Origin of the sequence: Enterobacter sp. 725m/11 (genome assembly GCF_011683705.1) — a bacterium.
Classification (GTDB): Bacteria; Pseudomonadota; Gammaproteobacteria; order Enterobacterales; family Enterobacteriaceae; genus Enterobacter; species Enterobacter bugandensis.
This window is the reverse complement of record NZ_JAAQOK010000018.1, coordinates 29,096-55,711: the sequence shown is the minus strand read 5'-3', so window position 1 is coordinate 55,711 and position 26,616 is coordinate 29,096. Positions and strand designations below refer to the sequence as shown.

General features: G+C 55.4%; 24 protein-coding genes. 9 read left to right on the top strand and 15 right to left on the bottom strand.

Annotated elements, in window-relative coordinates; all coding sequences use genetic code 11:
• The first annotated feature begins 207 nt into the window (after positions 1-207).
• Positions 208-1,026: a helix-turn-helix domain-containing protein gene (locus HBA26_RS10035; RefSeq protein ID WP_063155187.1), complete on the top strand. Its 819-nt coding sequence runs from the start codon at positions 208-210 to the stop codon at positions 1,024-1,026.
• On the opposite strand, the gene araD is transcribed toward HBA26_RS10035, so the two are convergent.
• The 8 genes from araD to yiaK all read right to left on the bottom strand — a co-directional run bounded on the left by araD (position 1,027) and on the right by yiaK (position 8,602).
• Positions 1,027-1,722: an L-ribulose-5-phosphate 4-epimerase gene (gene araD, locus HBA26_RS10030; RefSeq protein WP_041911632.1), complete on the bottom strand. Its 696-nt coding sequence runs from the start codon at positions 1,720-1,722 to the stop codon at positions 1,027-1,029.
• Positions 1,716-2,576, bottom strand: a complete 861-nt coding sequence (locus tag HBA26_RS10025; RefSeq protein ID WP_045260035.1) for an L-ribulose-5-phosphate 3-epimerase — start codon at positions 2,574-2,576, stop codon at positions 1,716-1,718. Before HBA26_RS10025 ends, araD begins: the two co-directional genes overlap by 7 nt.
• Before the next feature lie 2 nt (positions 2,577-2,578).
• The gene (gene ulaD, locus HBA26_RS10020; protein WP_063155186.1) at positions 2,579-3,232 is read right to left on the bottom strand and encodes a 3-keto-L-gulonate-6-phosphate decarboxylase UlaD; all 654 of its coding nucleotides are present in this window, start codon (positions 3,230-3,232) and stop codon (positions 2,579-2,581) included.
• Positions 3,229-4,734 (bottom strand): FGGY-family carbohydrate kinase, encoded by a 1,506-nt coding sequence (locus HBA26_RS10015; protein ID WP_063155254.1) that lies wholly within the window; start codon positions 4,732-4,734, stop codon positions 3,229-3,231. The genes ulaD and HBA26_RS10015 overlap by 4 nt, the downstream gene beginning before the upstream one ends.
• Before the next feature lie 76 nt (positions 4,735-4,810).
• Positions 4,811-6,130 (bottom strand): MFS transporter, encoded by a 1,320-nt coding sequence (locus HBA26_RS10010; RefSeq protein ID WP_041911629.1) that lies wholly within the window; start codon positions 6,128-6,130, stop codon positions 4,811-4,813.
• Positions 6,131-6,172: 42 nt separating this feature from the next.
• On the bottom strand, positions 6,173-7,099 hold the full coding sequence (locus HBA26_RS10005; protein ID WP_045260032.1) for a DUF4862 family protein: 927 nt from the start codon (positions 7,097-7,099) through the stop codon (positions 6,173-6,175).
• A gap of 26 nt (positions 7,100-7,125) precedes the next feature.
• Entirely contained in the window at positions 7,126-7,593 is a 468-nt protein-coding gene (locus tag HBA26_RS10000) for a YhcH/YjgK/YiaL family protein (RefSeq protein ID WP_045630272.1), read from the bottom strand.
• Between the two features lie 10 nt (positions 7,594-7,603).
• Positions 7,604-8,602 (bottom strand): 3-dehydro-L-gulonate 2-dehydrogenase, encoded by a 999-nt coding sequence (gene yiaK / locus HBA26_RS09995; RefSeq protein ID WP_041911626.1) that lies wholly within the window; start codon positions 8,600-8,602, stop codon positions 7,604-7,606.
• 224 nt (positions 8,603-8,826) lie between these two features.
• On the opposite strand from yiaK, the gene yiaJ reads away from it, so the two are divergent.
• Positions 8,827-9,645, top strand: a complete 819-nt coding sequence (gene yiaJ / locus HBA26_RS09990) for an IclR family transcriptional regulator YiaJ (protein WP_041911625.1) — start codon at positions 8,827-8,829, stop codon at positions 9,643-9,645.
• 4 nt (positions 9,646-9,649) lie between these two features.
• Here the strand turns inward: yiaJ and avtA are convergent, their stop codons facing one another.
• Complete coding sequence (gene avtA, locus HBA26_RS09985) at positions 9,650-10,906, bottom strand: valine--pyruvate transaminase (RefSeq protein ID WP_048958461.1); 1,257 nt, start codon at positions 10,904-10,906, stop codon at positions 9,650-9,652.
• Positions 10,907-11,106: 200 nt separating this feature from the next.
• Entirely contained in the window at positions 11,107-13,137 is a 2,031-nt protein-coding gene (locus HBA26_RS09980) for an alpha-amylase (RefSeq protein ID WP_063155185.1), read from the bottom strand.
• A 314-nt stretch (positions 13,138-13,451) separates the two neighbouring features.
• On the opposite strand from HBA26_RS09980, the gene HBA26_RS09975 reads away from it, so the two are divergent.
• Positions 13,452-14,276: a protein bax gene (locus HBA26_RS09975; RefSeq protein ID WP_045630274.1), complete on the top strand. Its 825-nt coding sequence runs from the start codon at positions 13,452-13,454 to the stop codon at positions 14,274-14,276.
• Positions 14,277-14,315: 39 nt separating this feature from the next.
• Here HBA26_RS09975 and xylR read toward each other — a convergent pair whose 3' ends face one another.
• The 4 genes from xylR to xylF form a co-directional block, all read right to left on the bottom strand.
• Positions 14,316-15,494, bottom strand: a complete 1,179-nt coding sequence (gene xylR / locus HBA26_RS09970; RefSeq protein ID WP_047366943.1) for a D-xylose utilization transcriptional activator XylR — start codon at positions 15,492-15,494, stop codon at positions 14,316-14,318.
• 33 nt (positions 15,495-15,527) lie between these two features.
• Positions 15,528-16,709 carry a xylose ABC transporter permease XylH gene (xylH, locus tag HBA26_RS09965; RefSeq protein WP_028015066.1) on the bottom strand — a complete coding sequence of 394 codons (1,182 nt, stop codon included), beginning with the start codon at positions 16,707-16,709 and terminating at the stop codon, positions 15,528-15,530.
• Positions 16,687-18,228 carry a xylose ABC transporter ATP-binding protein gene (locus HBA26_RS09960; protein ID WP_041911620.1) on the bottom strand — a complete coding sequence of 514 codons (1,542 nt, stop codon included), beginning with the start codon at positions 18,226-18,228 and terminating at the stop codon, positions 16,687-16,689. The genes xylH and HBA26_RS09960 overlap by 23 nt, the downstream gene beginning before the upstream one ends.
• Positions 18,229-18,300: 72 nt before the next feature.
• Positions 18,301-19,293, bottom strand: coding sequence for a D-xylose ABC transporter substrate-binding protein (gene xylF, locus HBA26_RS09955; protein WP_126345591.1), 993 nt, complete (start codon positions 19,291-19,293; stop codon positions 18,301-18,303).
• Between the two features lie 371 nt (positions 19,294-19,664).
• Here xylF and xylA point away from each other — a divergent pair, with 371 nt between their 5' ends.
• The 4 genes from xylA (at position 19,665) to HBA26_RS09935 (ending at position 24,066) form a co-directional block, all read left to right on the top strand.
• Positions 19,665-20,987 carry a xylose isomerase gene (gene xylA, locus HBA26_RS09950; protein ID WP_126345590.1) on the top strand — a complete coding sequence of 441 codons (1,323 nt, stop codon included), beginning with the start codon at positions 19,665-19,667 and terminating at the stop codon, positions 20,985-20,987.
• Positions 20,988-21,048: 61 nt separating this feature from the next.
• Positions 21,049-22,503 carry a xylulokinase gene (xylB, locus tag HBA26_RS09945; RefSeq protein WP_126345589.1) on the top strand — a complete coding sequence of 485 codons (1,455 nt, stop codon included), beginning with the start codon at positions 21,049-21,051 and terminating at the stop codon, positions 22,501-22,503.
• 103 nt (positions 22,504-22,606) lie between these two features.
• The gene (locus HBA26_RS09940) at positions 22,607-23,146 is read left to right on the top strand and encodes an isochorismatase family protein (RefSeq protein ID WP_028015071.1); all 540 of its coding nucleotides are present in this window, start codon (positions 22,607-22,609) and stop codon (positions 23,144-23,146) included.
• Positions 23,146-24,066: a helix-turn-helix domain-containing protein gene (locus HBA26_RS09935; RefSeq protein WP_045260023.1), complete on the top strand. Its 921-nt coding sequence runs from the start codon at positions 23,146-23,148 to the stop codon at positions 24,064-24,066. Before HBA26_RS09940 ends, HBA26_RS09935 begins: the two co-directional genes overlap by 1 nt.
• On the opposite strand, the gene HBA26_RS09930 is transcribed toward HBA26_RS09935, so the two are convergent.
• Positions 24,059-25,054 carry an acyltransferase gene (locus tag HBA26_RS09930; protein ID WP_049137198.1) on the bottom strand — a complete coding sequence of 332 codons (996 nt, stop codon included), beginning with the start codon at positions 25,052-25,054 and terminating at the stop codon, positions 24,059-24,061. The genes HBA26_RS09935 and HBA26_RS09930 overlap by 8 nt on opposite strands.
• A 182-nt stretch (positions 25,055-25,236) precedes the next feature.
• Between HBA26_RS09930 and HBA26_RS09925 the strand changes: the two genes are divergently transcribed.
• Positions 25,237-25,542 carry a YsaB family lipoprotein gene (locus HBA26_RS09925; RefSeq protein WP_028015074.1) on the top strand — a complete coding sequence of 102 codons (306 nt, stop codon included), beginning with the start codon at positions 25,237-25,239 and terminating at the stop codon, positions 25,540-25,542.
• Between the two features lie 160 nt (positions 25,543-25,702).
• Positions 25,703-26,614, top strand: coding sequence for a glycine--tRNA ligase subunit alpha (gene glyQ / locus HBA26_RS09920; protein WP_003860141.1), 912 nt, complete (start codon positions 25,703-25,705; stop codon positions 26,612-26,614).
• Positions 26,615-26,616 lie beyond the last annotated feature (2 nt).

Here is a 26,616-nt window from a genome sequence, read left to right as displayed (position 1 = left end):
TCGAATTTATTATCGTATTTATGCTGGGTACCTCTTTATTCTGCATCGAACGGGAAGGCCAACAAGGGAAGGGAAAAGTATAAAAAGGTGACGATTCCGACCTGATGATAAAAATGTGATTCCGATCGGACAGATATTTTAATATTGATTAATAATCAACGGGTAAGTCGAATATTAACGACAATAAAAGCGGAATGGTGAATATCCATGCTCGAATTATCCATAGCGCTTCCGGTTAAGGTTCAAAATGGCGGGCTATTTATCTCCCGCGGAGTGGGCCGCCACCCTGCGCGAAAATTAACATCGTGGGAGGTTATTTTTGTCGAAAAAGGGACTTTAACGATCCAGGAAGAAAATCATGTTTTTGATGTTAATGCGGGAGAGAGTTTGTTGCTCTGGCCGCAGCGTCGGCATGTGGGCGTGGAGGATTTCCCGGCGGACCTGCGCTTTTACTGGCTGCATTTTGAGGTGGAGCCGCAAGATCTAACGTTACCCAACGCTGCTCCTCTGGCAATAGAACAACACTGCCGCGTAAGGGATGCGGAATATGTGATTGCGCTCTTTCGTCAATTCCTCAGCGAGCAGGAGAAATTACGGCGAAGCCTGGCGCTGGAGATGATTTTATTATTGATTTTACAGCAGGTGTCAAACTCTTCAGGATATGAAGACAGCGCAGATCAGGCCGGCGCGGCGATGGCATGGAAGGCAAAACAGCTTATTCGCACGCAGTTTCATTTACCGATATCCACCTCGCAGCTGGCAAAAGCGTTGCACTGTAATGCAGATTATCTCGGGCGCGTCTTTCGCCGGACTTTCCATTTAACCCTGACGGAGGCGATACATCGCCAGCGCGTCAGGGCGGCGGAAAAACTCCTGCTCAACGACGCTGCGTCATTAACCGAGGTCGCAGCGCGCTGCGGCTTTAACGACGTGGGATATTTCCGACAGATATTTTCGAAGCATACCGGGTTAACCCCCGCCGTCTGGAAACGGCGGTACTGTAAAGAGCATATTAATTCCGGTTGATTACTGCCCGTAATAGGCGTTCGCCCCGTGCTTGCGCAGATAATGCTTGTCCAGCAGCGCCTGCTGCATAGCCGGTAACTGTGGTGCGAGCTGGCGTGAGAACAGGCCCATATAGGCGCACTCTTCCAGCACGACGGCATTGTGGACCGCATCGGCAGCGTCTTTGCCCCAGGCGAACGGGCCGTGGGAGTGAACCAGTACCGCCGGGACCTGCATTGGGCTGAGATCGCGCTCCTCGAAGGTTTTAATGATCACTTCGCCCGTCTGGTATTCGTATTCCCCGGCAATTTCTGCCGTGGTCATCAGCCGCGTGCAGGGGATCGCTCCGTAGAAATAGTCTGCGTGCGTCGTGCCCCAGGCGGGTAAATCCTGTCCCGCCTGCGACCAGATGGTGGCGTGGCGGGAATGGGTATGTACGATGCCGCCAATCTCCGGATAACGGCGATACAGTGCCAGATGGGTTGGTGTGTCAGAGGAGGGTTTTTTACTGCCTTCGACCACCAGGCCGGTGGCAATGTTCACCACCACCATATCCTCCGCCGTCATCACGTCGTACTCCACGCCGGACGGCTTGATGACCATCATACCGCTTTCGCGATCTATTGCGCTGACGTTGCCCCAAGTAAAGGTCACCAGCTGGTGGGCTGGCAGCGCCAGGTTTGCCGCCAGTACCTCGGTTTTGAGTTGTTCTAACATGTCATGCCTCCTTCCTGCATACGGGCTTCAATCCAGCGGCGTGCCTGGATAATCTCCAGCACCGGCTCTTTGGCTTTTTCGGTCCACATTTCAATCAGAAACGCGCCGCGATAGTTCAGCTTATTCAGCGTGTTAAACACGCCGACAAAATCGACGCAGCCATCGCCAAACGGTACATCGCGGAACTGTCCGGGGCTTTGCGCGGTAACGGGTTGGGTATCTTTCAGGTGAATAGCCGCAATGCGGTCAATGCCCAGCGTCAGCTCGGCGGTAACGTCGTTACCCCACGCGCTCAGGTTGCCAACGTCCGGGTAAACGCTGAACCACGGCGAGGCGAGCATGCTGTCCCACTTTTTCCACTTGCTGATGGAATTCATAAATGCGGTATCCATGATCTCGACCGCCAGCATCACCTGTGCGGCGGCGGCCTGCTCGACGGCCCATGCCAGTCCTTCGGCAAAACGTTGTTGAGTACCTTCATCGTGCTCTTCGTAATAGACGTCATAACCCGCAAGCTGAATGGTGCGAATACCTAAGTCGCGTGCCAGCCTGATGGCTTTGGTCATGATCTCACGGGCGCGCTGGCGCACCGTTTCGTCGCGGCTGCCGAACGGGAAGCGACGGTGGGCAGACAAGCACATAGAAGGGATAGACACCCCGGTTTCCAGCATCGCTTCAACCAGAGAGGCGCGCTGCGTGGTACTCCACTCAAGGCGCGATAAACGCTCGTCGGTTTCATCAACCGACATCTCAACGAAATCGAATCCGCAGCTCTTCGCCAGGACCAGGCGTTCCGGCCAGGAGAGATCTTTCGGCAGCGCTTTTTCATAAATACCTAACGGATGCTGACGCATGGTTACGCTCCCCAGATATCGCGGATTTGCGAATGGAATGCCTGTGCCACCTGCGGCGGATTATCCGCGCCCGCCAGCGCGCGCCCGGCGATAAACGCTTTGACGTTGATTTGCTTAAACAGGGGGAGATCGGCAGGCGTGATGCCGCCGGTAATCGAAAGCTGTAAACCGATATCCGAGAGGGCTTTCATTCTGGCGAGATCCGCCTCGCCCCACTGCTGACCGCTGGCCTGCGCGTCTCTTCCCCGGTGGTATATCGCCTGTTTTACGCCGATACGTTGCCATGCGCGCGCGTCGTCCAGCGTCCAGTTACCAAAGAGCTCTATCTGGATTTCTCCTCCGCAGCGCAGTGCCACCTCGTGGCCTCGCTCAACGGTCGCCAGCGGAGCGGCGCAGATAATGGTCATCCAGTTCGCGCCCGCGCCAAACGCCTGTTCTGCCAGCGTCTCTCCGGCATCGGCCACTTTCCAGTCCGCCACGATAATTTTCTCCGGGCACTGTTTGCACAGCGCGCGGACGGCGCTTAGTCCTTCGGTCAGACATAAAAGGGTACCGGCTTCGACGATATCGACGTGATCCACAAGCAGGGCAACATCGCGCTGCGCGGCCTGAAGTGAGGTGTGATCGAGCGCCAGCTGCAGTAATGGTCGGCTCATAGGTCGTGCTCCTTAACCTGGGCGTGATAGCCCTGTAATGCTGAAATCAGTAACTGATAGCGGTGATATTTGCGTTGATAGGCCGCATGGGCGTCCATGTCGGGTTCAATCACCCGGATGTCATGTTTAAGGGCGCGTTGCGCCGTGTGGAAATCGGGATAGATGCTTGTACCGACCAGTGCGGCCAGCGCTGCACCGGAACAGCCAGTCTCTTCTACCTGGGGTAATTGAATTGTCAGACCGCTGACGTCCGCAAGCATCTGCATCCACACGTCCGAATGGGCCGGGCCACCCGTGACGCGCAGTGCCTTCACCTCGGTAAAGCGCTCAAGCATGCGGTTAAGATGGGTCATGTGGCTGAATACCACGCCTTCGTAAACCGCCTGCAGCAGGTGCGCGCGGGCGTGTAGCGCCTGCATGCCGTAGAAACCGCTGGTCATCTCCAGACCCGCGTTGCTGCCGTAGAGGAAGGGCAGGAAAATCAGATCGCTTCCGGCTTTTGGCAGACCGGCGACGGCATGGTTGATTTCATCGAATGACATATCGCCCCACTGCGCGGTGAGCCACTCCAGGTTGCCGGAGGAAGTCGGGCTGGCTTCGTGAACGATGTACTGCTGCGGATGAACGTAGCGGCCATAGACGTAGGGAAACGGCTCGCTGTCGCGAATGCCATGCGCAATCCCGCTGGTGACGGCCCAGGTGCCCATTACGGCATTCAACGTATGTTCGTCGTGTAGCCCGGCGCAGATCGCGGTGGAAACCACGTCAAACAGTCCACCAACGACGGGCGTACCCGCCGCGAGACCGGTCAGGGCGGCTGCCTGAGCGGTGATTTCCCCGCAAATTTCTGCTGAACCGACAATCGGCGGCAGGGCGCCGTCAATTTCGCTGATACCGAGCCAGCGTGTGAGCTGTGGGTCGTACTGGCCGGTATTCATATTGTAGAGATTGGACTCCGAAATGTTGCTCTCTTCGCAGGCTTTGGTGCCGGTGAGGCACCAGCGAAGATAATCGTGCGCCATCATCACGCAGCCAATTTTCTCGAAGCGCTGAGGCTCATTCTCTTTTACCCAGCGCAGAAGCGAGGCCGGATGCCCGGTCCACAGCGTCTGGCGCGTATGCGGATAGAGTTTTTCTGGAATGCCGTCCTGCTGCCAGCGTTGCACAATCTCCAGCGCCCGGCGGTCAGAAGAGAGCATGGCGTTGCCCAGGGGCCGATCCTGTTTATCGAGTAGAAACAGTCCTTTGCCCTGAGCAGAAATGCCGACGCCTTTGATCTGCTCTCCGTCTACGCCTGAACGTTTGAGCAGCGTGGCGACGGTAGCGTGGCAGTGCTGCCAGAGCTGGTGCATATCCCGCTCCGCATAGCCTGCGCGTGGGCTGAGCGTGGCAACCGAGCGACGTTCGATACACATTTCCTTTCCCTGGCGGTTGTATAACCCGGCTTTCAGATAAGTACCGCCACAATCGATACCCAGCCAGAAGGGCTCTTTTTCACTCATCTTCATCTCACTTATTCGCCGGGTGGCGCTTCGCTTACCCGGCCTACGGTTCGGTTTAGTGGGTTGGGTGAGGGCATCAGGCCGCACGTTTATGCGGATTCACCGTGGGATTAGGTTCTGCTCCGGCATCACATTTCGCTGGCAACAGCAGTGCCAGCAGCGCCGCCAGTGCCAGAGAAATCGCCAGGCAGTAAACTCCCGCATCTTTGCTGTACAGCGTTATCAGTACGCCTACCGCATAAGGGCCGCAGAATCCGCCGAGGTTACCAAGCGCATTGATCACACCGCGCGCACCGCCTGCCATTTCGGCGCTAAACAGACGTGCAGGAATCGTCCAGAACACCCCAGCGGCGGACTGCAGGAAGAATCCGCAGCCGACCAACGCGGCATAGGCCAGCCAGGTGTTTGCCTTCAGCGCCACGGAGAGGAACATGCAAAGTGCGAAGCCAATCAGCGGCAGGGAGACAAACAGCTTGCGCTTGCCGGTGCGGTCAGAAAGCGTAGAGAACAGGAACATCCCCGCAATGGCACCGATGTAAGGCAGAATGGCGAGCACCCCTACCTGGCCGATGCTGGTGTGCGTCAGCTCTTTCAGGATGGTGGGCAGCCAAAGGGTATAACCGTAAATCCCGGTCTGGTAGAAGAAGTTCAGGGCGATTAATTGCCACATGGTTTTATCGGAAAGTACGGCGCTCAATGAGGCATTTTTCACCTCTTTTCCGGCGATGGCCTGCTGTTCAGCGGCCAGCGTTTGCACCAGATAGTTTTTCTCGGCCTCTGAGATCCAGCGTGCTTCCTGCGGACGGTCGTAAACGGTGAACGCCCACAGCACCAGCACCACTATGGACATCAAACCTTCAATGATAAAAAGCCAGCGCCAGTCGAGCGCGGTAATAATCCAGCCAGAAAGTGGCGCGGTGATGATCCCGGCAATCGGCACGAACATGATCACAATCGCGTTGGCGCGGCCACGTTCGGCATCCGGGAACCAGTTGCTTATCATCGTTAACACAACGGGCAGCATCCCGCCTTCCGCCACGCCGAGTAAGAAGCGCAGCACCAGCAACTGATACTGGTTAGTGACAATACCGGTCAGGACTGAGATGACTGCCCAGGCGACCAGGGACCAACCGATAAACTTCTTGCCGCTACCATGAACAGCAATCTTGCCGCCCGGAACCTGCAGGAACAGATAGCCGATAAAGAAGATCCCGCCTGCCAGGCCTGCCATGGTGGCGGAAATACCCAGTTCTTCATCCATACCTCCGGGCATCGCAAAGGCGATATTTACGCGGTCCATGTAAGAGATAATGCAGGCGATAAGAATAGGTGGAATGATTCTTAGCCAGCGCTGGCGCGGAATATCCGCATGTAGAGCATTCGTTGAAATATTCATAGTTAATGTCTCTGTGAATGTAATCGGAATATGTTTTTATTTTTATTGTGTCGCTTTATTCATAGCGCTAATGCCGTCACGCAAAATGGCGATGCGATGGCTGACATCAGCATTAGCATTTATTTCCAGTAATTTAATACCGGAGAATTTCAATGTTGCGGCGCTCGCCGCAGTAAAGAGTGATGTAGCCTGTTCAGTCGTCATTAAACTGTCGGCACAGAACGAAGAAAACGGCGCGTGCAGATCCTGCCACTCGCCATATTCGCCGCGTGTGGTGGTGCCAGAGAACATCAGCGCGCCCAATTTTCCGGCTTTACATGCGGCCTGAACGTGTTCAAGCGGAACGGTGGAATTACGGCCTTCAATGGCCGACCGTGCCCAGTTGATGCAGACGCTGATGTCGGTTCCGTTTACCACCTCCAGCACCTGTTCTAAGGGTAAAAAACCTTTACGCGGTGCAGGTCCGGTCATGGCATCGCAGTGTTCCAGCACCAGATCGCAGGACCAGTTCCAGCTCACAATTTCGCGGATTGAGCGGGAGAATGCCTCGGTGGCCTGTTCGACGGATGCATTCCCGGCCTGCGGCGCCGCCTGCATCTCCAGGGCTATGACTTTTCCCGGAAAACGCACATTTACAGCGTCAATTTTCTGGTGTAGATGCCGGTAAAATTCAACGCATGCTTTACGTTGTTCTTCGTCTGCTGATGCCAGACCAAATGCGCCGTTCGTGCCACGACGGCGCATGGTTTCCATCACCGCCGTGACCACGATTTGCCACTCGTCCGGCGTATGACGGAACAGCCACTCGTCACCGAAAGGATGAAGGTTTTCCAGGCAAGGTTGTTCCAGCCCGCGTATGTACGGTGTGTCGGAAAGTTCCCGCCAGAAGGATTGTTCTTCTTGTTCCCCTTTCTGGTGAAACGAGGGTGCGCAGGGGTACGCACCAATAATAAAACCGGTGTTGGTCATTTCGCGTTCCTGTATTCGTCAGAAAATTACAATAATTCGCTGATTGCCACTTTCACCACAATTTTACGAATTACCGTTTCCTTGTTTTTAATACAGGCAGGACGATGAACATCCTGCGGGAAAAATATGGCATAACTGCCAGGTACCATTTCTATAAACGACTCATTTTCGCTGTCGTGATAAAAAATAATATCTCGCTGTTCCAGTAATGATTCGCTTATTTTGTTATTGCCGGTATCAATAGCGATACCGATTTTCTCTTCACCCCAGGCCAGAAACTGAATATCCAGATAGCGGCGGTGCACTTCAGGACGGTTTTCGTGTTGTTCCTTTGTGGTGAGGTCGAGCACCTGGGCAAAAATAGTGCGGCCTTCAATTTCCACCACGCCTGGCTCCAGGGTGGTGAAATCCGTGGTGCGCAGAAAATGAAGCGCTTTTTCAATCGCCAGCGGCAGGCGACACGGATTGGGCTGCGAAATATGTCCGAATATCATCATCCCCTCCTTACAGAGACTGGATTTTCGCCCATACGCTGTCGTCAATGGTTATGCCGTTGCGACGGTTCTCTTCCTGCAGACGCGTGAATTCATGTCCCGGCAAACGAACGGCAACATTCTCATCAGCGCGTTCGGCGGTAGTGATGAAGTCCATGATGCGTTGCAGTTTGGCATCGCGGGTTGGCCCGTCGATCAGGCGATCCACTTCAATAGCGATAAAGATCTGCGATACGCCATATTCGTCGCTGTTGTCCTGGGTCACTTCTGCGACGGAAGAGCCGTTAGAGAGCAGGGTAGCGATCATGTCGAGCACGATGGATAAGCCTGAACCTTTCCAGTAGCCCATCGGCAGAATACGGCGGTTTTTCTCAATCACGCCAGGCTCTCGGGTGAGATTGCCCTCGTCGTCAAAGCCGCCATCTACAGGCAACTCGCGCCCGGCCAGGCGGTTCACTTCCAGCATGCCGTAGGAGAACATCGACATCGACATGTCGACCATGGTGATAGGATTCGACGGGATAGCGACGATCAGCGGGTTTGTGCCGATGCAGCATTCTTTTGATCCCCACGCAGGCATTACTGCAATGGAGTTGGTCCAGCAAATTCCAATGTAACCTTTCTCAGCCGCCTGCCAGCCGTAACTGCCGCCGCGCATCCAGTGGTTGGCGTTACGCAGCGCCACCAGGCCGATACCGTGGTCGGATGCCAGTTCGGTAGCGCGATCCATCATCTTTTTCGCCGTCAGGTTGCCGATGGAGCGTCGGGCATCCCACTGTTCGATGGCACCCAATGAGGTCACCCGTTGTGGCTGGGCGTCAGGGATGATGTCGCCCGCATCCAGTTGCTGAATAAAACGCGGGAAGCGGTTTACGCCATGCGAGTAGACACCGGACTCGGTGGTGCGGGCAAACATCTCTGCGCAGGCATCGGCAGTCTCCACTTTTATGCCGCGATCGAGCAGAACCCGATTGAACGCCGCTTTCAACTCTTCGAAGGTCACTTTCATCCCTGTTCTCCTGTTTTTTAGGGGCAAGTGCGAACGCTTTTTTATCGTTAAATTTCACTATGCGAAATCTGATTTCAAATATAACGATCAATTTTTATCAGATCAACGACATTCACGTTTTTCAAAAAGCATTAAAATCAACTGGTTGTGTTTTTTCTGTTGAGATCGTGAACTAAACCACACTTTGCGCTACCATCAGGAGCGCGATAAAAAGGAGCGATTTGATGAGCATGAAAGAGAGCGAAATAACGCAGGAAAAAGAGAGGCCAGCGGGCAGCCAGAGCCTGTTTCGCGGCCTGATGCTGATTGAGATCCTCAGCAACTACCCGAACGGGTGTCCGCTTGCGCATTTATCGGAACTGGCAGGTTTGAATAAGAGCACCGTCCACCGGTTACTCCAGGGTCTGCAGTCGTGCGGGTACGTTACCCCGGCGCCAGCGGCGGGCAGCTATCGTTTGACCACTAAATTCATTGCTGTCGGGCAAAAGGCGCTGTCATCGCTCAACATTATTCACGTGGCGGCCCCGCATCTTGAGGCGCTGAACATTGCCACTGGCGAAACGGTAAACTTTTCCAGTCGGGAAGATGACCACGCGATCCTAATTTATAAGCTCGAGCCGACAACCGGCATGCTGCGTACGCGTGCTTACATCGGACAGCATATGCCGCTCTATTGTTCTGCAATGGGCAAGATCTATATGGCCTTTGGTCATCAGGATTACGTGGCCAGCTACTGGCAAAGCCATCAGGAACAGATTCAACCGCTGACGCGCAATACCATCACTGAACTGAGTGCTATGTACGATGAGCTGGCGGAAATTCGCGATCGCAGCATGGCAATGGATAAAGAAGAGAACGAGCTGGGTGTCTCCTGTATCGCCGTGCCGGTGTTTGATATTCATGGTCGCGTGCCGTATGCGATCTCCATTTCGCTGTCGACGTCCCGCATGAAGCAGGTTGGCGAGAAAAACCTGCTCAAGCCTCTGCGCGAAACGGCAGAGGCGATATCAAAAGAGCTGGGTTTTAACGTGCGTGAGGGGTAGCGTGTTACTGGCTGCCTTCGTGCCACGCTTTTTCAATTTCTTCGGCGAGAATTTTGATGCCCGCTTCGATTTTTGCCGGATCGGGCACGTAGTTCATGCGCATGCACTGGTGGGTGTGCGGCCATGGCTTATCCAGACCCGGGAAGAAGTAATCGCCCGGCACCATCAGCACGCCACGCTTTTTCAGTCGCTGATAAAGCAGTTCTGTAGTGATCGGCAAATCCTTAAACCACAGCCACAGGAAAATCGCGCCTTCAGGTTTGTGGATCAGGCAGCGTTCTTCCGGTAAGTAGCGGCGAAGCGTCGCAATCGTCTCCTGAACGCGCTGGTAATAGAACGGTTTGATGACTTCATTAGACAGACGCAGCAGGTCGTTGCGCTTGATCATTTCGCACATCATCGCCGGACCGATACCGCCCGGTGAAAGGCTGATAATGCCGTTCATATTGGTAATGGCGGTGATGATTTTCTCGTTGGCGATGATGATGCCGCAGCGGCTGCCCGGCAGACCCAGCTTGGAGAGGCTCATGCACAGGACAATGTTCGGGTTCCACAGCGGACGTGCTTCGCTGAAGATAATGCCCGGGAACGGCACGCCGTAGGCATTGTCGATCACCAGCGGGATGCCGTGCTGGTTCGCCAGGACATCCAGCTTCATCAGTTCGTCGTCGGTAATCACGTTGCCCGTTGGGTTCGTCGGGCGCGATACGCAGATCATCCCCGTCTCTTCACCAATATGCAGGTGTTCAAAATCGACGTGATATTTGAACTGGCCTTCCGGCAGCAGCTCGATGTTCGGGCGCGCGGAGACGAACAGATCCTCTTCCAGGCCGGAATCAGCATAGCCGATATACTCCGGTGCCAGCGGGAACAGCACCTTTTTGGTGGTGCCGTCGGCACGACGCCCTGCGAAGAGGTTAAACAAGTAGAAAAACGCGCTCTGGCTGCCGTTTGTTAGTGCAATATTCTGTGGTTCGATATCCCAGCCCAGCTCTTCACGCAGCATTTTGGCAAGGAGAGTCAGTAGCTCGGTTTTACCCTGCGGACCGTCGTAATTGCAGAGCGCATCGGTCGCTTTGCCGTTTTCCAGCATCTGCGCGAGCAGCGTCTGGAAATAGGTTGTCATCTCCGGAATTTGCGCCGGGTTTCCGCCGCCGAGCATGATGGCGCCCGGTGTGCGCAGCCCGTCGTTGAGGTCCTCCATCAGGCGAGTAATGCCTGAATGGCGGGTGAATTTGTCGCCAAAAAGTGAAAACGTCATAGCAGGTGTTCTATCGAGCTTATTTTGAAAGTGGGTAACCATAACGCTAGCACTGTGCTGGTGCAAATCGGGAGATGTGGTCGGATTTGTTGTTTTGTATGGTCGAGAGGGATTTGTGTAGTGAATAGTTCTGTTGGGTTTCACCCCTCACCCCGGCCTTCTCCCCATGCGGGGAGAGGGCCAGGGTGAGGGGGGGATAATTATTGATTACCCGCCCATACCACCATCACCTTATCGCCCTTATGCTCGCGCACGAAGCCGTACCCCTCTTTCAGCGACAGCGTGGTTTGCTTGCCTTCACCGATCGCCGGATGGCGGGCGCGGAACTGGCCCAGCGTTTGCCAGTGGGCGACGGTTAAGGCCTGCTTGCCCGTCACGTCCTGCCAGTTCATATCCGAGCGGGTACCCTGCAGCGGGTCAGACCCCGTCGGGCCAAACGGACGCTCGGATTCATCACCGTAATAGATTTGTACGCTGCCCGGTGCCAGCAGGAGCAGCTCCGCAGCGCGCTGGCCTCCTTCGCGGAACAGGCGTGTGTCATGGGAGGAGAGATAGCTCAGCACGTTGAAGCTTTGCAGCTTTTCCGCCATCTGCTGCCAGGTGAGATCCATATCGGCCAGGCAATCCACCGCTTTTGCCGCCTGCTCCTGATAATCAAAGTTGATCATCGCGTCGAAACCGTGGCGGTAATAGTCGCTTTGCATCACTCCGTGACCCCAGGACTCGCCGGTCATCCAGAACGGTGCGTTATCGAGCTTTTTGTCCGGGTTGGCCCCTTTCCACGCGGCCAGCGCCTGACTAGCCTGGTCCTTTAACTGTTGCCAGGCCGCAAGCTCGACGTGCTTCGCGGTATCCACCCGGAAACCGTCAATGCCGTAGTCGCGCACCCACTGGCTGAGCCAGTGGGTGAGATAGTCGCGCGGGGTATATCCCGGGATGGCTTTCGCGTGGGTATCGGGCTTATGCTGATAAAAGTTGGGTAATCCGGAAGGGGCGGTGGATTCCGTTTTCAGATCCGGTAGGAACGCCAGCGACATGGTTAAATCGTCGAAGCCGGGGTTGTCGTAATCACCAATGTCGGTGCGGATCCATTTCTTGCCCCACCATTTTTCCCATGCGGCTTTGTCGCTAAAGTTGATGTAATCGTTGAAGCTATGCCAGCTTTGGCCCGCGCCCGGCTTCCAGTCCGTCCAGCGGTCGCCCAGGGTCTTTTTCAGCTCATCACCCTGCAGATACAGCGCGCCAAACTGGTACTCCTGCATGTCCGCAAGTGTCGCGTAGCCCGCGTGGTTCATGACGATATCGAACAGGATGCGAATGCCGCGCCTGTGCGCTTCATCAACAAGATGGCGCAGATCATCCTCGGTGCCCATGTTGGCATCGAGCTTCGTCCAGTCCTGGGTGTAGTAGCCGTGATAGGCATAGTGTGGGAAGTCCCCTTTGGTGCCACCGCCTACCCAGCCGTGGATCTGCTCAAGCGGGGAACTTATCCAGAGCGCGTTCACCCCCAGCTGCTGTAAATAGTCGAGCCTGCTGGCGAGCCCTTTAAGATCGCCACCGTGGAAGGTGCCAATCTCCTGCATGCCGTCTTTGTGGCGACCGTAGCTGTTGTCGTTGCCCGGGTCGCCATTCACAAAGCGGTCGGTTAGCACAAAATAGACGGTGGCGTTCTGCCAGCTAAACGGCGCTGGTTTGTCGGTTTCGGCGCGCTCAAGCAGCAGCAGGCCACCACTGCTGGCGGCTGGCTGCAGGGTTATGTTTCCGTTCTGCACCGTCGCGGTCTGTTTGCTGTAGAAATCACGCACCACGGTGCCTTCCGGGAAGGTATGGCTGACGTCCAGCGTCAGCGGTTTACCGTCCCACTTCGGGCACTGGCGGATAACGCTTGCAACCGGCTGTTCTGCGGTGCTCTGAATTGTCAGCAGCAGCGTGGGCGTGCCGGATCGGGTATCAATCCGCATCTGGTATTCACCGTCGCGGAAAAGGCGCCACTGCGGCGGAGACCCGTCGCAGGGCTTGAGCGACAGCATCTCATTGAGTTTTATCGCCTCCGAAGGCTGCCAGCACGTCTTGTCAAAACCCAGCGTCAGAGGACGCGTACCCTTCGCAAGCTTTGCCTGGCTGGTGAAAACCCCGGTGCCTTCGGCGCGAAATGCGTCAAACCCCGGCGATGACCAGTCGGCATGTGCCAGAGCGGGTAACATCAGAAAAGCTAATGCGGTGCGTTTCATTCCATTTTCCTGTCGCGGCATTTTTGACCAGTGTGCCATCAGGTTGTGGTTAAAAACTCATCCCCCATCGCTTTCTGTCGGGAGGATCTGTGAGGATGAGTGATCCCGCGCGAAATGAGACAGTTATCTGCGATATCGCACACATTTTTTCAGGAATGATGTTTTTATGAGCAAGTTTCAGGTGACATAGTTTCGGATTTGGACTATTTCTATACGTGCTCTTGAAGTCTATTTTTGATATGATTTGAGATTCCGCTCTCAAATTTGTGAAAAAAATAAGGTGTTGGGATGATTACATCCGACCAGGAGACCTAATGATATCGACTCCCATTCGACGATATGGGGCCGCGATACTCATGTTACTCACCACGACATTTTCGGGTGGGGTGCTTGCGAAGACGCACACGGATACAACGAGTAAGAAAGCCCACGTAATAAAGACGACAAGTAGTAAGGTTAGCAGTAAACAAGAGTATTCTCGCAATAGTGCAAAGAGTAGTTCACTTCCTGATTTGCGAAAATACCCTTCCGGAACACCAAGAAAAAAAGCGTTTCTCCGGACGGTAATGCCTTACATAACAAGTCAAAATGCCGCGATTACGGCGGATCGTAACTGGTTAATTTCAAAACAGTACGATAGCCGCTGGTCGCCGTCTGAACGCGCGCGTCTGAAAGACATCACGAAGCGCTACAAACTGAGCTGGAACGGTAACACGCGTCGCGTACCGTGGAATGCTCTCCTTGAGCGTGTGGACATTATCCCAGGCAGCATGGTAGCGACCATGGCAGCAGCCGAAAGCGGCTGGGGAACGTCTAAGCTTGCGCGTAATAACAACAACCTGTTCGGCATGAAATGTGCGAAAGGGCGTTGTAATAATGCGCCCGGCAAAGTGAAGGGCTATTCTCAGTTTGAATCAGTAAAAGATTCCGTGAATGCTTACGCGGTAAATCTTAATACGCACCCGGCCTACTCATCGTTCCGTAAATCACGCGCTCAGTTGCGTAAAGCGGATCAGGAAGTAACGGCCAGCGCAATGATTCACAAGCTAAAAGGGTATTCGACGAAGGGAAATAGCTATAACAACTATCTGTTCGCTATGTACCAGGATAACCAGCGCTTAATTGCCGCCCATATGTAATCTCAAAAAAACGCCTTCCAGTGGAAGGCGTTTCCTTTTCTAGATCAGCACCTCGCTGTGGCGATCCCGGTACTCTTTCGGCGTGGTGTCATACTCTTTGCGAAACACCGAATAGAAATACTGCAGCGACGGATAGCCGCACATCTGCGAGATTTCGTTGATCGACAGTGACGTGGAGACAAGCAGGCTGCGGGCCTTCTCCAGCTTTTCCGCATGAATGACGGCATGAATGGTTTCGCCCACCTCTTCTTTGAATCGCTTCTCCAGATTCGAGCGGGAAATGCCCACCGAGTCCAGGACCTGATCGACCTTAATCCCTTTGCAGGCGTGGTTGCGGATATAGTGCATGGCCTGGATGACGGCCGGGTCGCTTAGGGAGCGATAATCGGTTGAGCGACGCTCAACGACGCGGACGGGGGGAACCAGCAGGCGCTGAAGCGGCAGAGCCTCTTTATCCAGCAGACGGTGCAACAGCTTTGCCGCCTGATAGCCCATCTGACGTGTGCCCTGTGCTACGGAGGAGAGCGCCACGCGGGACAAGTAGCGGGTCAGTTCTTCGTTATCAATGCCAATCACGCACAGTTTTTCGGGCACCGGGATATGCAAATGTTCGCAGACCTGCAGCACGTGTCGGGCGCGGGCGTCCGTCACGGCAATAATGCCGGTTTGCGGTGGCAGCGTTTGCAGCCAGTCCGCCAGGCGGTTTTGCGCGTGCTGCCAGTTTTCCGGTGCGGTTTCCAGCCCCTGATAGACCACGCCGCGGTACTTCTCCTGTGCGACCAGCTGGCAAAACGCATGTTCACGCTCCACGGCCCAGCGCTTGCCGCTGGTGGTGGGTAAACCATAAAACGCGAAGCGATGGACGCCTTTCTCCTTTAAATGGAGAAAGGCGGCCTCGACCAGGGCATGGTTATCGGTGGCGATGTAGTGGACCGGCGGGTAGTGTTCGGGTGAATGATACGAGCCGCCGACGCCCACAATCGGCACGTCGACGTCGGTTAGCAGCTGCTCGATGATGGGATCGTCATAGTCGGCGATAACGCCATCACCCAGCCAGTCTTTGATGTTCTCCAGACGGGTGCGGAAATCTTCTTCAATAAAAATATCCCATTCGGATTGCGACGCCTGCAAATATTCACCCACGCCTTCTACCACCTGACGGTCGTAGGCTTTGTTGGCATTGAATAACAACGTAATGCGGTGACGCTTTTCAAACATGGCTCGCTTCCCAATTAAGTCACAATGCGGTTATCAGGCTCGTCGCTTGGTGGCAGAGTCCATCCAGACTGCCAGTAAAAGAATGGCCCCCTTGACGATATACTGCCAAAACGTCGGGACGTCCATCATACTCATCCCGTTATCCAACGACGCCATGATAAATGCCCCCATGACCGCGCCCGCCACGCTACCGATACCGCCTGCGAGGCTGGTGCCACCGATGACGCAGGCAGCGATAGCATCCAGCTCAGCGATGTTACCGGCGGAAGGAGAGCCTGCCCCCAGACGCGAGCTGAGGATCAACCCGGCGATAGCGACCATCAGGCCGTTAATGGCGAAAACCGCCAGCTTGGTACGTTCGACGTTAATACCCGACAGGCGAGCAGCTTCAAGGTTGCCGCCGATGGCATAAATACGACGTCCAAACGCGGTGCGCGTCGCCATAAACATGCCGCCGAGCAGTAACAGCGCCAGCAGCAGTACCGGCGTCGGAACGCCGCGATAGTCGTTAAGAAGCCAGATGGCGCCCAGCACAATGACCGCCGTCAGCGCCTGACGTCCGACCACGGACGTTGACGCTGGCGACGCAAGACCCAGCGCCTGACGGCGCATACGTCCACGCCACTGCCACGCGACAAACGCCAGCAGTCCCACCACGCCGATCGTAAAGCCTATGCTGTCCGGGAGGTAACTCTGGCCAATTTGGGACATCGCCGCGCTGGTCGGGGAGACGGTCGTGCCGTTGGTGATACCGATCAAGATCCCGCGGAAGGCCAGCATTCCCGCCAGGGTGACGATAAACGATGGCACCTTCCGATAGGCAACCCACCAGCCGTTCCAGGCCCCTAAAACCAGCCCCAGTACCAGCGTCACCGCCACGGTCAGCGGCAGCGGCCAGCCGAGCCAGACGTCAAAAATGGCCGCCACGCCGCCGAGAAGACCCATCATCGACCCGACCGACAGGTCGATTTCCGCAGAGATGATCACGAACACCATGCCCACGGCCAGGATGCCGGTGATGGCGGTCTGGCGGAGCAGGTTTGAGACGTTACGCGCGCTTAAGTACGAGCCATCCGTCATCCACGTGAAGAACAGCATGATGACGATAATCGCCGCGATCATCACGAAAACCTGCAGGTTCAGCGCTTTTAGCCCCGCGAACGCGCCGGGCGTCGGAACAGCGACTTTGATATCAGACGGATTGCTTTTCGACATGACGTTCGCTCCTTAAAGCGGCTTCCATCACCTGCTCCTGCGTCAGGTTCTGGTTAATCAGGTTGGCTTTCAGTTTCCCCTCGTGCATGACCAGCACGCGGTCGCTCAGGCCGAGCACTTCGGGTAACTCAGACGAGATGACAATGACGGCAATCCCTTGCTGTACAAGCTGATTAATCAGTTTGTAGATTTCGTATTTGGCACCGATATCGATCCCGCGCGTCGGCTCATCAAGGATTAATATGCGTGGATTGAGGAGCAGACAGCGCGCCAGAATCGCCTTCTGCTGGTTACCACCGCTCAGTCGACCAATCGCCAGTTCCGGCGAGGAGGTTTTGACCTTCAGACGGGCAAGCGACTGGAGGATGCACTGCTGCTCGGCGGCATCATCCAGGCTGCTCAGCGCGCCGGAGAACCGATCGAGTGCCGCAAGGGTGATGTTTTTACCCACCGCCATGACCGGTACGATGCCGTCTTTTTTGCGGTCTTCCGGCACCATGGCAATGCCGCGGGCAATCGCCTGCTGGCAGTTGTCGATTCTCACGGGCTGGCCGTCTATATATATCGTGCCCTCCCAGCGCCCTGGCCACACGCCAAACAGGCACTGCACGGCTTCGGTGCGCCCGGCACCGACGAGCCCAGCAATCCCAAGAATTTCGCCGCTGTGAAGGGAAAACGAAACGTTATTGACCCGCTTAATGTGGCGGTTAACGGGGTGCCACGCGGTCAGGTTTTCCACGCGCAGCACTTCATCGCCCTGGCTGTGGGGCTCATTCGGATAGAGCGCGGTCAGCTCGCGGCCCACCATCATGGTGATGATGTCATCTTCACTCATGCCCGCAGCTTCACGCGTGCCGATGTGTTGCCCGTCGCGGATCACGCAGATGGTGTCCGAAATGGCTTTTACCTCGTTCAGCTTGTGCGAAATGTAGATGCAGGCGATACCGTGGTTTTGCAGATCGCGGATAATATTGAGCAGAACCGCAGTTTCCTGTTCGGTGAGTGACGCCGTTGGCTCATCGAGGATCAGCAGCCTGACCTGTTTATTCAGCGCCTTCGCAATTTCGACCAGCTGCTGTTGCCCCAGCCCCAGATCGCCCACGCGGGTATCCGGTGAAATGTTGAGGCTCACCTGCGCCAGCAGCTTTTCACAGCGGAGCGTCATGGTGTCGTAATCCAGCACGCCGTGGCGGGAAATCTCGGCTCCGAGGAAGATGTTCTCCAGCACGGTGAGATGTTTCACCAGCGCCAGCTCCTGGTGGATGATGGCGATGCCTTTACGTTCGGTGTCGCGAATGTGCGTCGCCTGGATGACTTCACCGGCAAAGACAATTTCGCCTTCGTAACTGCCGTGCGGGTAGATCCCACACAGGACTTTCATCAGCGTTGATTTGCCCGAACCATTCTCGCCACACAGCGAAACCACTTCGCCAGGGTTCAACCGGAGACTGACGTTGTCGACGGCTTTCACCGCGCCGAAGCGCTTGGTGATGCTTTTCATTTCAAGTAAATAAGGCATAACTGCTCCACATAACCCGAGGGAAGAACAGTACAACGTGATGCGCCCCCGCAGAGCAGGGGCTGCGCCGGATTACAGTTCGCTCTTCTTGTGGAAACCGTCTTTAATAACGGTGGCGTCAATGTTCTCTTTATTGACTTCAATTGGCGTGAGCAGGCGAGCCGGAACGTCTTTCAGGCCGTTATTCAGCGTTGCATCTGTTTTAGGTTGCTTACCGTTGCCCAGCTCAACGGCAATTTCCGCCGCCGTATTGGCAAGTTCGGTAATCGGTTTGTAGACCGTCATGGTCTGAGTACCTGCGATAATGCGTTTTACGCCCGCCAGGTCGGCATCCTGACCAGAAATCGCGACTTTACTGGCCAGTCCCTGGGCACTCAGAGCCTGAATAGCCCCGCCTGCTGTGGCATCGTTGGAAGCCACGACAGCATCAATTTTGTTGTTATTGGCCGTCAGCGCATTTTCCATAATCTTCAGGGCATTTTCTGGTAACCATCCGTCGGCCCACTGATCGCCGACCACCTTAATTTTGCCGCTGTCGATGTACGGCTTAAGGACCTTCATTTGCCCTTCGCGGAACAGTTTGGCGTTGTTATCCACCGGCGAACCGCCCATCAGGAAATAATTGCCTTGAGGCACTTTGTCGATCAGGCTTTGCGCCTGTAATTCGCCCACTTTTTCATTGTCGAAGGAAATATAATAATCAATATCGGCGTTATTAATCATGCGGTCATAAGCGAGAACTTTTACGCCTTCCTGCTTCGCTTCTTTCACCACGTTACTTAATACCTGGCCGTTATAAGGGATAATGACCAGAACATCGACTCCCCGGTTGATCATATTCTCGATCTGCGACATTTGCGTTTCTTCATTGCCGTTAGCCGACTGAACAAACACATTCGCACCGAGTGATTCCGCTTTTTTCACAAAAATATCGCGATCTTTTTGCCAGCGCTCCAGACGCAGGTCATCAATCGCCATGCCAATTTTGACCTCCTTGGCATGCCCTGCAAAGCTTACAAGGAGGAGCGTAGTGCAGAGCGTTAGGGTCAGGTTCTTTATCTTCATAATTATTAGGCCTTTTTGTAGGGGTATGTGTCGCTGAGATAAAAGAAACATTCACTGCTGGGTCGCAGCAAATTTTTAACGCGGAAAGGCGGGCTGGCAATTACAGATTTTTATCTTCTCATTACGATATTTGGTTTATTTCTGAATTTATGACCGCGATCGGATTTTAAAATTCGCAACGCCTTAATTACATTTGATTCTGGAATGCGCGCCGAAAAATAGTTTGTCTGCGCATTATTTTGCGAGCCAGCGCACAGTTGTGCATTCTCTCAATAGCAGTGTGAAATAACGTAATTGAGCAACCCAAAATGTCTATTCACTATTACTCCTGAATCAACGACTCGCCGCATACCCTGATTATGGAGCTCAATATGCAAGCTTATTTCGACCAACTCGATCGCGTTCGTTACGAAGGCCCAAAAACGACCAATCCTTTAGCATTTCGTCACTACAATCCGGATGAGCTGGTGCTGGGTAAGCGCATGGAAGATCATCTGCGCTTTGCCGCCTGTTACTGGCATACCTTCTGCTGGAACGGCGCCGATATGTTCGGCGTGGGTTCCTTTGACCGTCCGTGGCAACAGCCGGGTGAGGCCATCGAGCTGGCAAAACGCAAAGCCGACGTGGCGTTTGAGTTCTTCCACAAGCTGAACGTGCCGTACTACTGCTTCCATGATGTTGACGTATCGCCGGAAGGGGCGTCGCTGAAAGAGTACCTGAACAATTTTGCGCAGATGGTGGACGTGCTGGCAGAAAAACAGCAGCAAAGCGGCGTGAAGCTGCTCTGGGGTACGGCAAACTGCTTCACCAACCCACGCTACGGTGCGGGTGCGGCCACCAACCCGGATCCGGAAGTGTTTAGCTGGGCGGCTACGCAGGTGGTGACGGCAATGAACGCTACGCATCAGCTGGGCGGCGAAAACTATGTCCTGTGGGGCGGCCGAGAAGGCTATGAAACCCTGCTCAATACCGACCTGCGCCAGGAGCGCGAGCAGATTGGCCGCTTTATGCAGATGGTTGTCGACCATAAGCACAAAATCGGCTTCCGCGGCACGCTGCTGATCGAGCCTAAACCGCAGGAACCAACCAAGCATCAGTACGACTATGATGTCGCCACCGTGTATGGCTTCCTGAAGCAGTTTGGTCTGGAAAAAGAGATCAAAGTGAATATTGAGGCTAACCACGCTACCCTGGCGGGCCACTCATTCCATCACGAAATTGCCTCTGCGATTGCGCTGGGCATCTTCGGATCGGTAGATGCGAACCGCGGCGATCCGCAGCTGGGCTGGGATACCGACCAGTTCCCGAACAGCGTGGAAGAGAATGCGCTGGTGATGTACGAGATCGTCAAAGCGGGCGGTTTCACTACCGGCGGCCTTAACTTTGACGCCAAGGTGCGTCGCCAGAGCACCGACAAATACGATCTGTTCTACGGCCACATTGGCGCGATGGACACCATGGCGCTGGCGCTGAAAGTGGCGGCGCGTATGATTGAAGACGGCGAGCTGGATAAGCGCGTGGCGAAGCGCTACAGCGGCTGGAACAGTGAGCTGGGCCAGCAAATTTTGAAGGGTCAGTTATCGCTTGCGGACATCGCGAAGTACGCTGAACAACAGCAGCTGGCGCCGCAGCACCAGAGCGGGCATCAGGAATTGCTGGAAAACCTGGTTAATCAATACCTGTTCGATAAATAACAGCATGCAGGCCCGGTAAGCGGAAGCGCCACCGGGCATTTCTGTCAAAGGAGTCACCACAATGTATATCGGGATCGATCTTGGCACATCGGGTGTGAAAGCCATCCTGTTAAGCGAGCAGGGCGACGTGTTAGCAACGCAGACTGAAAAGCTGCAGGTTTCACGCCCGCATCCGCTGTGGTCGGAGCAGGACCCGGAGCAGTGGTGGCAGGCGACGGATCGCGCGATGAAAGCCTTAGGCGAGCAGCACAGCCTGCGCGACGTGAAAGCGCTGGGCATTGCCGGACAAATGCATGGTGCAACGATGCTGGATAGCCAGCATCGCGTTCTGCGCCCGGCTATTCTCTGGAACGATGGCCGCTGTGCGGAAGAGTGCGCAATCCTTGAAGCGCGTGTGCCCACGTCCCGCGAGGTTACGGGCAACCTGATGATGCCGGGCTTCACCGCACCAAAACTTTTGTGGGTACAGCGCCACGAGCCGGAGATTTTCCGTCAGGTGGCGAAAGTCCTGTTGCCAAAAGACTATCTGCGTTTTCGCATGACGGGCGATTTCGCCAGCGACATGTCCGATGCCGCCGGCACGATGTGGCTCGACGTGGCGAAGCGCGACTGGAGCGAGGCGATGCTGGATGCCTGCCATCTGACCCGGGAACATATGCCCGCGCTGTTCGAAGGCTGTGAGGTGACGGGTACGCTGCTGCCAGACGTTGCGGAACGCTGGAATATGCCTGCCGTATCGGTGGTGGCCGGGGGCGGTGATAACGCGGCGGGTGCCGTGGGTGTTGGGATGGTTGAGGCGGGGCAGGCGATGCTGTCGCTGGGAACCTCTGGGGTCTATTTTGCCGTCAGCGACGGCTATCGCAGCAATCCCGAAAGCGCTGTGCACAGTTTCTGTCATGCGCTTCCGGGAAAATGGCATTTGATGTCGGTGATGCTGAGCGCGGCATCCTGCCTGGACTGGGCGGCGAAGCTTACCGGCATGGCGGACGTTCCGGCACTCATCGCGGCGGCGCAGCAGGCGGATGACGCGGCGAGTACCGTCTGGTTTTTACCCTATCTTTCTGGCGAGCGTACGCCGCACAACAACCCGGAAGCGAAAGGGGTATTCTTTGGCCTAACCCATCAGCACGGCCCGGCAGAGCTGGCGCGTGCGGTTCTGGAAGGTGTGGGGTATGCACTGGCCGACGGAATGGATGTAGTGCACGACTGCGGCCTGAAACCGGCGAGCGTCACCCTGATTGGTGGCGGCGCGCGAAGCCCTTACTGGCGACAGATGCTGGCGGATATCAGCGGGTTGCAGCTGGATTTCCGCACGGGAGGGGATGTTGGCCCCGCGCTCGGCGCCGCGCGTCTGGCGCAGATCGCTATGAACCCGGAAAAGCCGCTTTCGCAGCTGCTGCCGCAGCTTACGCTTGAACAGGCGCATGTGCCTGACGCGGCAGGACATGCCCGTTATGCAGAAAGGCGCGAGGTGTTCCGCAAAATCTATCAGCAGCTGCTGCCGCTGATGTCATAAACTCGCTTGTCCGACAGAGGCACGAGGATGTCCTTTTTTGGTCTGTGCGTGCCTCTCTTTCCTTGCCAGTATGGTGACACACCCACTGGCGAGGAGATTTATCATGTCACGCATTGCACTCATCAATATTGATACTCAGCAGTCCTTCCATCATCGCCCTTACTGGCAGGAGGGCGACATTCCTGCCTTTCAGCAGGCGATGCTGGGGCTGATTGAAGGCTGCCAGGCGCGCGGTATTCCAGTCGTTGATATTTTTCATGTGGATGAAGACGGCCCCTTCACGCTGCAAAGCGGCTATGTCAAACCGATGGCCTTTTTGCGTCATCAGCCGGATGTGGTTTTCCAGAAACACGTCCATAATGCCTTCACGGATACCGGGCTTGACCGCTGGCTGCGCGAGCGTGATATCAACCAGCTGATTATCTGCGGCATTCGTACGGAACAATGCTGTGAAACCACCGCTCGGGTAGCATCCGATTTGGGTTATGCTGTGACGTTTGTGAGCGAGGCAACGCTGACGTTTCCCATGATGTACAAGGGCATTACCCTGAGCGCAGCGGAAATTCGCCATCGTACCGAGACGGTACTGGCCGGGCGTTTTGCCGAAATTAAAACGGTAGCGGAGACGCTGGAGTCACTATAATGCGCATCGACGTCTGGTTCGTGATGTTACCCGGGGTACTGGCACTGGATATGTCAGGCCCGGCGGAGACCTTTGTGCTGGCTGGCGACGCGTTTCGTCTGCATTACATTGGGCCGCAACCGGACGTGCCGACGTCGATAGGCCTGACGATGGGCGGCATCCAGCCGTTGCCGGAAAGTCTGCCTCCGGGGAGTCTGCTGGTCCTGCCGGGGGTGAGCGACTCCCGCGTTCAGTTCTCAACGCCGCAGGCGCAGCAGATCCAGCACTGGCTAATGCGTCTGCAGCCGGTCATTCAGCGCCGGGATATCACGGTGATGTGCGTCTGTTCTGGTGCACTGCTGGCGGCGAAATCGGGCCTGCTGAATAACAAACAGTGCACAACCCATCATGACGTTATCAGCCGTTTACGCACTGTGGCTCCCACGGCGACGATTAAAGAAAACCGCATCTTTGTACAGGACGAGAATATCTGGACCAGCGCGGGGATCACGTCGGGCATCGATCTGGCGCTGCATATGATTAACCGCCTGTGCGGTCCCGAAAAGGCGCTGGCCGTGGCGCGCGAGATGGTGGTCTGGTTCCGCCGTTCCGGTGACGATCCCCAGCTTTCACCGTGGCTGCGCTATCGCAACCATCTTCATCCGGCGATCCATCGGGCGCAGGATGCGCTCACCGCCGAGCCGCAAAAAACGTGGAGCTTGCCTGATATCGCCGCACTGGCGCACGTCAGCCCGCGCCATCTCACCCGGCTTTTCCAGACGCATTTAGGGATTAGCGTCCGCGATTATCTGGAGCAGCTGCGTCTGGCGGTGGCGGAGCAGTGGCTGATGCAGGGGCGCGGCGTGGAACAGGCCTCGCTGGCGGCAGGCTTCTCCTCCCCGCGCCAGTACCACCGCGCCCGGCAGCGCAGCGTTAGCTGACGAAGCTGCGGGTATCTATTTTTTGCAGCAGCATCGACAGCAACAGGCTGATAACCAGCGTAGCGGCAAAAATCCAGACGATATCCAGCACCGGCCAGCTTTTGAGCTCAACGCCCCTTGTTCGCAGGGCGTGGATCACCAGCGCGTGAAAACCGTAAATTCCCAGCGAGTGCCGCGAGATAAAGCCCAGCACGGGAAGGGGACGCGCGTTCAAGGTGTTTTTAACGAGCGTGAGCAGCGATACGGCACAGATAAAGACCATCGGCCCGCAATACAGATACCAGGTATCGGCAAAATTGCCGCGCCACTGAAGCTCATGTAGCGTCCCGCGTGAAATCACCGCCACGCCGGCGATAAACAGCGCTCCGCAGAGCCAGTTCAGACCGCGCTTTTGCGTGTCCATCATCCCGATGGCGCGCCCCAGCATGCCGTAAAGCACGTAGTAGAAGGTGTCGCCGTTGATATAGAGGTTTACCGGCAACCATTCGAAACCGTCGATTTTCTGCGAGATCGTGTTCGGGTTGGCGACGATGCCAATCACCACCATCAGGGCCAGAAGCATTTTCCCGCTGACGTTTTTCACCTGAATGAGCGGAGAGACCAAATAGATAACGATGATGGCGAAGAAGAACCACAGGTGGTAGAAAACCGGTTTTTGCAGCAAATATTTGAGGGATAACCCGGCGTTAATGGAGGTAAACAGGGTGATATAGAGCAGGGCAACGGCGCTGTAGAACCCCAGGCAGGCCGCGATGCGGATGAAGTGCCTCGGCTGCGCGCTACGCTCGCCAAAAAAGAGAAAGCCGGAAATCATAAAAAACAGCGGCACGCTGACGCGCGACGCGGAGTTGAGGATATTGGCAATATCCCAGTTAACGGGGCTGATGCTGTGGGCATTCGTGACATACCAGGTCGTCGTGTGGATCATGACCACCATCAGACACGCTATTCCTCGCAGGTTATCAATCCAGTTAATTTTTGACGGCATCAGTTCCTCTTATTCCCTGTAAAGTGAGTGGGACTCCCATTGTCCAAAAGTCTTCGTTTGGAAAATTCTGAGTTTTATGCGCAGGCTTGCCGGGAGACCGCGAGATTCGCAGAATGGCAGACCTTAATCTATAAAAGTGTTGATATTAAAAATAACAGCCGCTGACCAGGACGGTAATAAAAATGATGATGAAGCGTGTGGCATCACTCTTTCTGCTGTTGATGCTGGCAGGATGCAGTGCGCCACAGGAAGTCCCCGTGCAAAAAGCGCAGCAGGGAAAAATAAGCCCAGAGCGTTCGCTGAATATGGAAGCGCTCTGTAAAGAGCGGGCCGCTCGGCGCTATAACTCGGACGTTCAGAAAATTAACGTCATCGGATTCGAGCGCTTTCAGGGCAGCTATGAGCTTAGAGGGTATACTGCGCGTAAAGAGGGCTTTGTCTGCTCGTTTGATGCGGACGGTCAGTTTTTACATCTCTCCATGCGCTAGCCTGCTCGCATAATCAACAACCAGACGCCGCCAGCGTTCTGGCCGGAAGGCTTATTTCCCAATTTTCCCTAAACAACCCCGTTTCGTACTGTATATCTTGCAGCCAGCGGGTATACTGGTCCCTTCCATTTAAAACCACACGTATCCAGCACGAAATACTATGCAAAAGTTTGATACCAAGACCTTCCAGGGCCTGATCCTGACCTTACAGGATTACTGGGCTCGTCAGGGCTGTACCATTGTTCAACCTTTGGACATGGAAGTCGGCGCCGGCACTTCACACCCGATGACCAGCCTGCGCGCGTTGGGCCCAGAGCCAATGGCGACCGCGTATGTGCAGCCTTCCCGTCGTCCGACCGATGGTCGTTACGGTGAAAACCCGAACCGTCTGCAGCATTACTATCAGTTCCAGGTTGTGATTAAGCCATCACCCGACAACATTCAGGAACTGTATCTCGGGTCGCTGAAAGAGCTGGGTATGGATCCAACCATCCACGACATCCGTTTCGTGGAAGACAACTGGGAAAACCCAACGCTGGGTGCCTGGGGTCTCGGTTGGGAAGTGTGGCTGAACGGCATGGAAGTGACCCAGTTCACCTACTTCCAGCAGGTTGGCGGTCTGGAATGTAAGCCAATCACCGGTGAAATCACCTACGGTCTGGAACGTCTGGCCATGTACATTCAGGGCGTAGACAGCGTTTACGACCTGGTCTGGAGCGACGGCCCGCTGGGTAAAACCACCTACGGCGACGTGTTCCATCAGAACGAAGTGGAGCAATCCACCTATAACTTCGAATACGCGGACGTGGATTTCCTGTTCACCTGCTTCGAGCAGTACGAGAAAGAGGCACAGCAGCTGCTGGCGCTGGAAACTCCGCTGCCGCTGCCTGCCTACGAGCGTATTCTGAAGGCCGCCCACAGCTTCAACCTGCTGGACGCCCGCAAAGCGATCTCCGTGACTGAACGTCAGCGCTACATTCTGCGTATTCGTACCCTGACCAAAGCCGTTGCAGAAGCTTACTACGCGTCCCGTGAAGCCCTTGGCTTCCCGATGTGCAACCGAAACAAATAAGA

Bases quoted from the DNA above. Each gene is read 5' to 3' on its own strand.
- HBA26_RS10035 (WP_063155187.1), top strand. From the start codon at position 208: ATGCTCGAATTATCCATAGCGCTTCCGGTTAAGGTTCAAAATGGCGGG.
- araD (WP_041911632.1), bottom strand. From the start codon at position 1,722: ATGTTAGAACAACTCAAAACCGAGGTACTGGCGGCAAACCTGGCGCTG.
- HBA26_RS10025 (WP_045260035.1), bottom strand. From the start codon at position 2,576: ATGCGTCAGCATCCGTTAGGTATTTATGAAAAAGCGCTGCCGAAAGAT.
- ulaD (WP_063155186.1), bottom strand. From the start codon at position 3,232: ATGAGCCGACCATTACTGCAGCTGGCGCTCGATCACACCTCACTTCAG.
- HBA26_RS10015 (WP_063155254.1), bottom strand. From the start codon at position 4,734: ATGAGTGAAAAAGAGCCCTTCTGGCTGGGTATCGATTGTGGCGGTACT.
- HBA26_RS10010 (WP_041911629.1), bottom strand. From the start codon at position 6,130: ATGAATATTTCAACGAATGCTCTACATGCGGATATTCCGCGCCAGCGC.
- HBA26_RS10005 (WP_045260032.1), bottom strand. From the start codon at position 7,099: ATGACCAACACCGGTTTTATTATTGGTGCGTACCCCTGCGCACCCTCG.
- HBA26_RS10000 (WP_045630272.1), bottom strand. From the start codon at position 7,593: ATGATATTCGGACATATTTCGCAGCCCAATCCGTGTCGCCTGCCGCTG.
- yiaK (WP_041911626.1), bottom strand. From the start codon at position 8,602: ATGAAAGTGACCTTCGAAGAGTTGAAAGCGGCGTTCAATCGGGTTCTG.
- yiaJ (WP_041911625.1), top strand. From the start codon at position 8,827: ATGAGCATGAAAGAGAGCGAAATAACGCAGGAAAAAGAGAGGCCAGCG.
- avtA (WP_048958461.1), bottom strand. From the start codon at position 10,906: ATGACGTTTTCACTTTTTGGCGACAAATTCACCCGCCATTCAGGCATT.
- HBA26_RS09980 (WP_063155185.1), bottom strand. From the start codon at position 13,137: ATGAAACGCACCGCATTAGCTTTTCTGATGTTACCCGCTCTGGCACAT.
- HBA26_RS09975 (WP_045630274.1), top strand. From the start codon at position 13,452: ATGATATCGACTCCCATTCGACGATATGGGGCCGCGATACTCATGTTA.
- xylR (WP_047366943.1), bottom strand. From the start codon at position 15,494: ATGTTTGAAAAGCGTCACCGCATTACGTTGTTATTCAATGCCAACAAA.
- xylH (WP_028015066.1), bottom strand. From the start codon at position 16,709: ATGTCGAAAAGCAATCCGTCTGATATCAAAGTCGCTGTTCCGACGCCC.
- HBA26_RS09960 (WP_041911620.1), bottom strand. From the start codon at position 18,228: ATGCCTTATTTACTTGAAATGAAAAGCATCACCAAGCGCTTCGGCGCG.
- xylF (WP_126345591.1), bottom strand. From the start codon at position 19,293: ATGAAGATAAAGAACCTGACCCTAACGCTCTGCACTACGCTCCTCCTT.
- xylA (WP_126345590.1), top strand. From the start codon at position 19,665: ATGCAAGCTTATTTCGACCAACTCGATCGCGTTCGTTACGAAGGCCCA.
- xylB (WP_126345589.1), top strand. From the start codon at position 21,049: ATGTATATCGGGATCGATCTTGGCACATCGGGTGTGAAAGCCATCCTG.
- HBA26_RS09940 (WP_028015071.1), top strand. From the start codon at position 22,607: ATGTCACGCATTGCACTCATCAATATTGATACTCAGCAGTCCTTCCAT.
- HBA26_RS09935 (WP_045260023.1), top strand. From the start codon at position 23,146: ATGCGCATCGACGTCTGGTTCGTGATGTTACCCGGGGTACTGGCACTG.
- HBA26_RS09930 (WP_049137198.1), bottom strand. From the start codon at position 25,054: ATGCCGTCAAAAATTAACTGGATTGATAACCTGCGAGGAATAGCGTGT.
- HBA26_RS09925 (WP_028015074.1), top strand. From the start codon at position 25,237: ATGATGATGAAGCGTGTGGCATCACTCTTTCTGCTGTTGATGCTGGCA.
- glyQ (WP_003860141.1), top strand. From the start codon at position 25,703: ATGCAAAAGTTTGATACCAAGACCTTCCAGGGCCTGATCCTGACCTTA.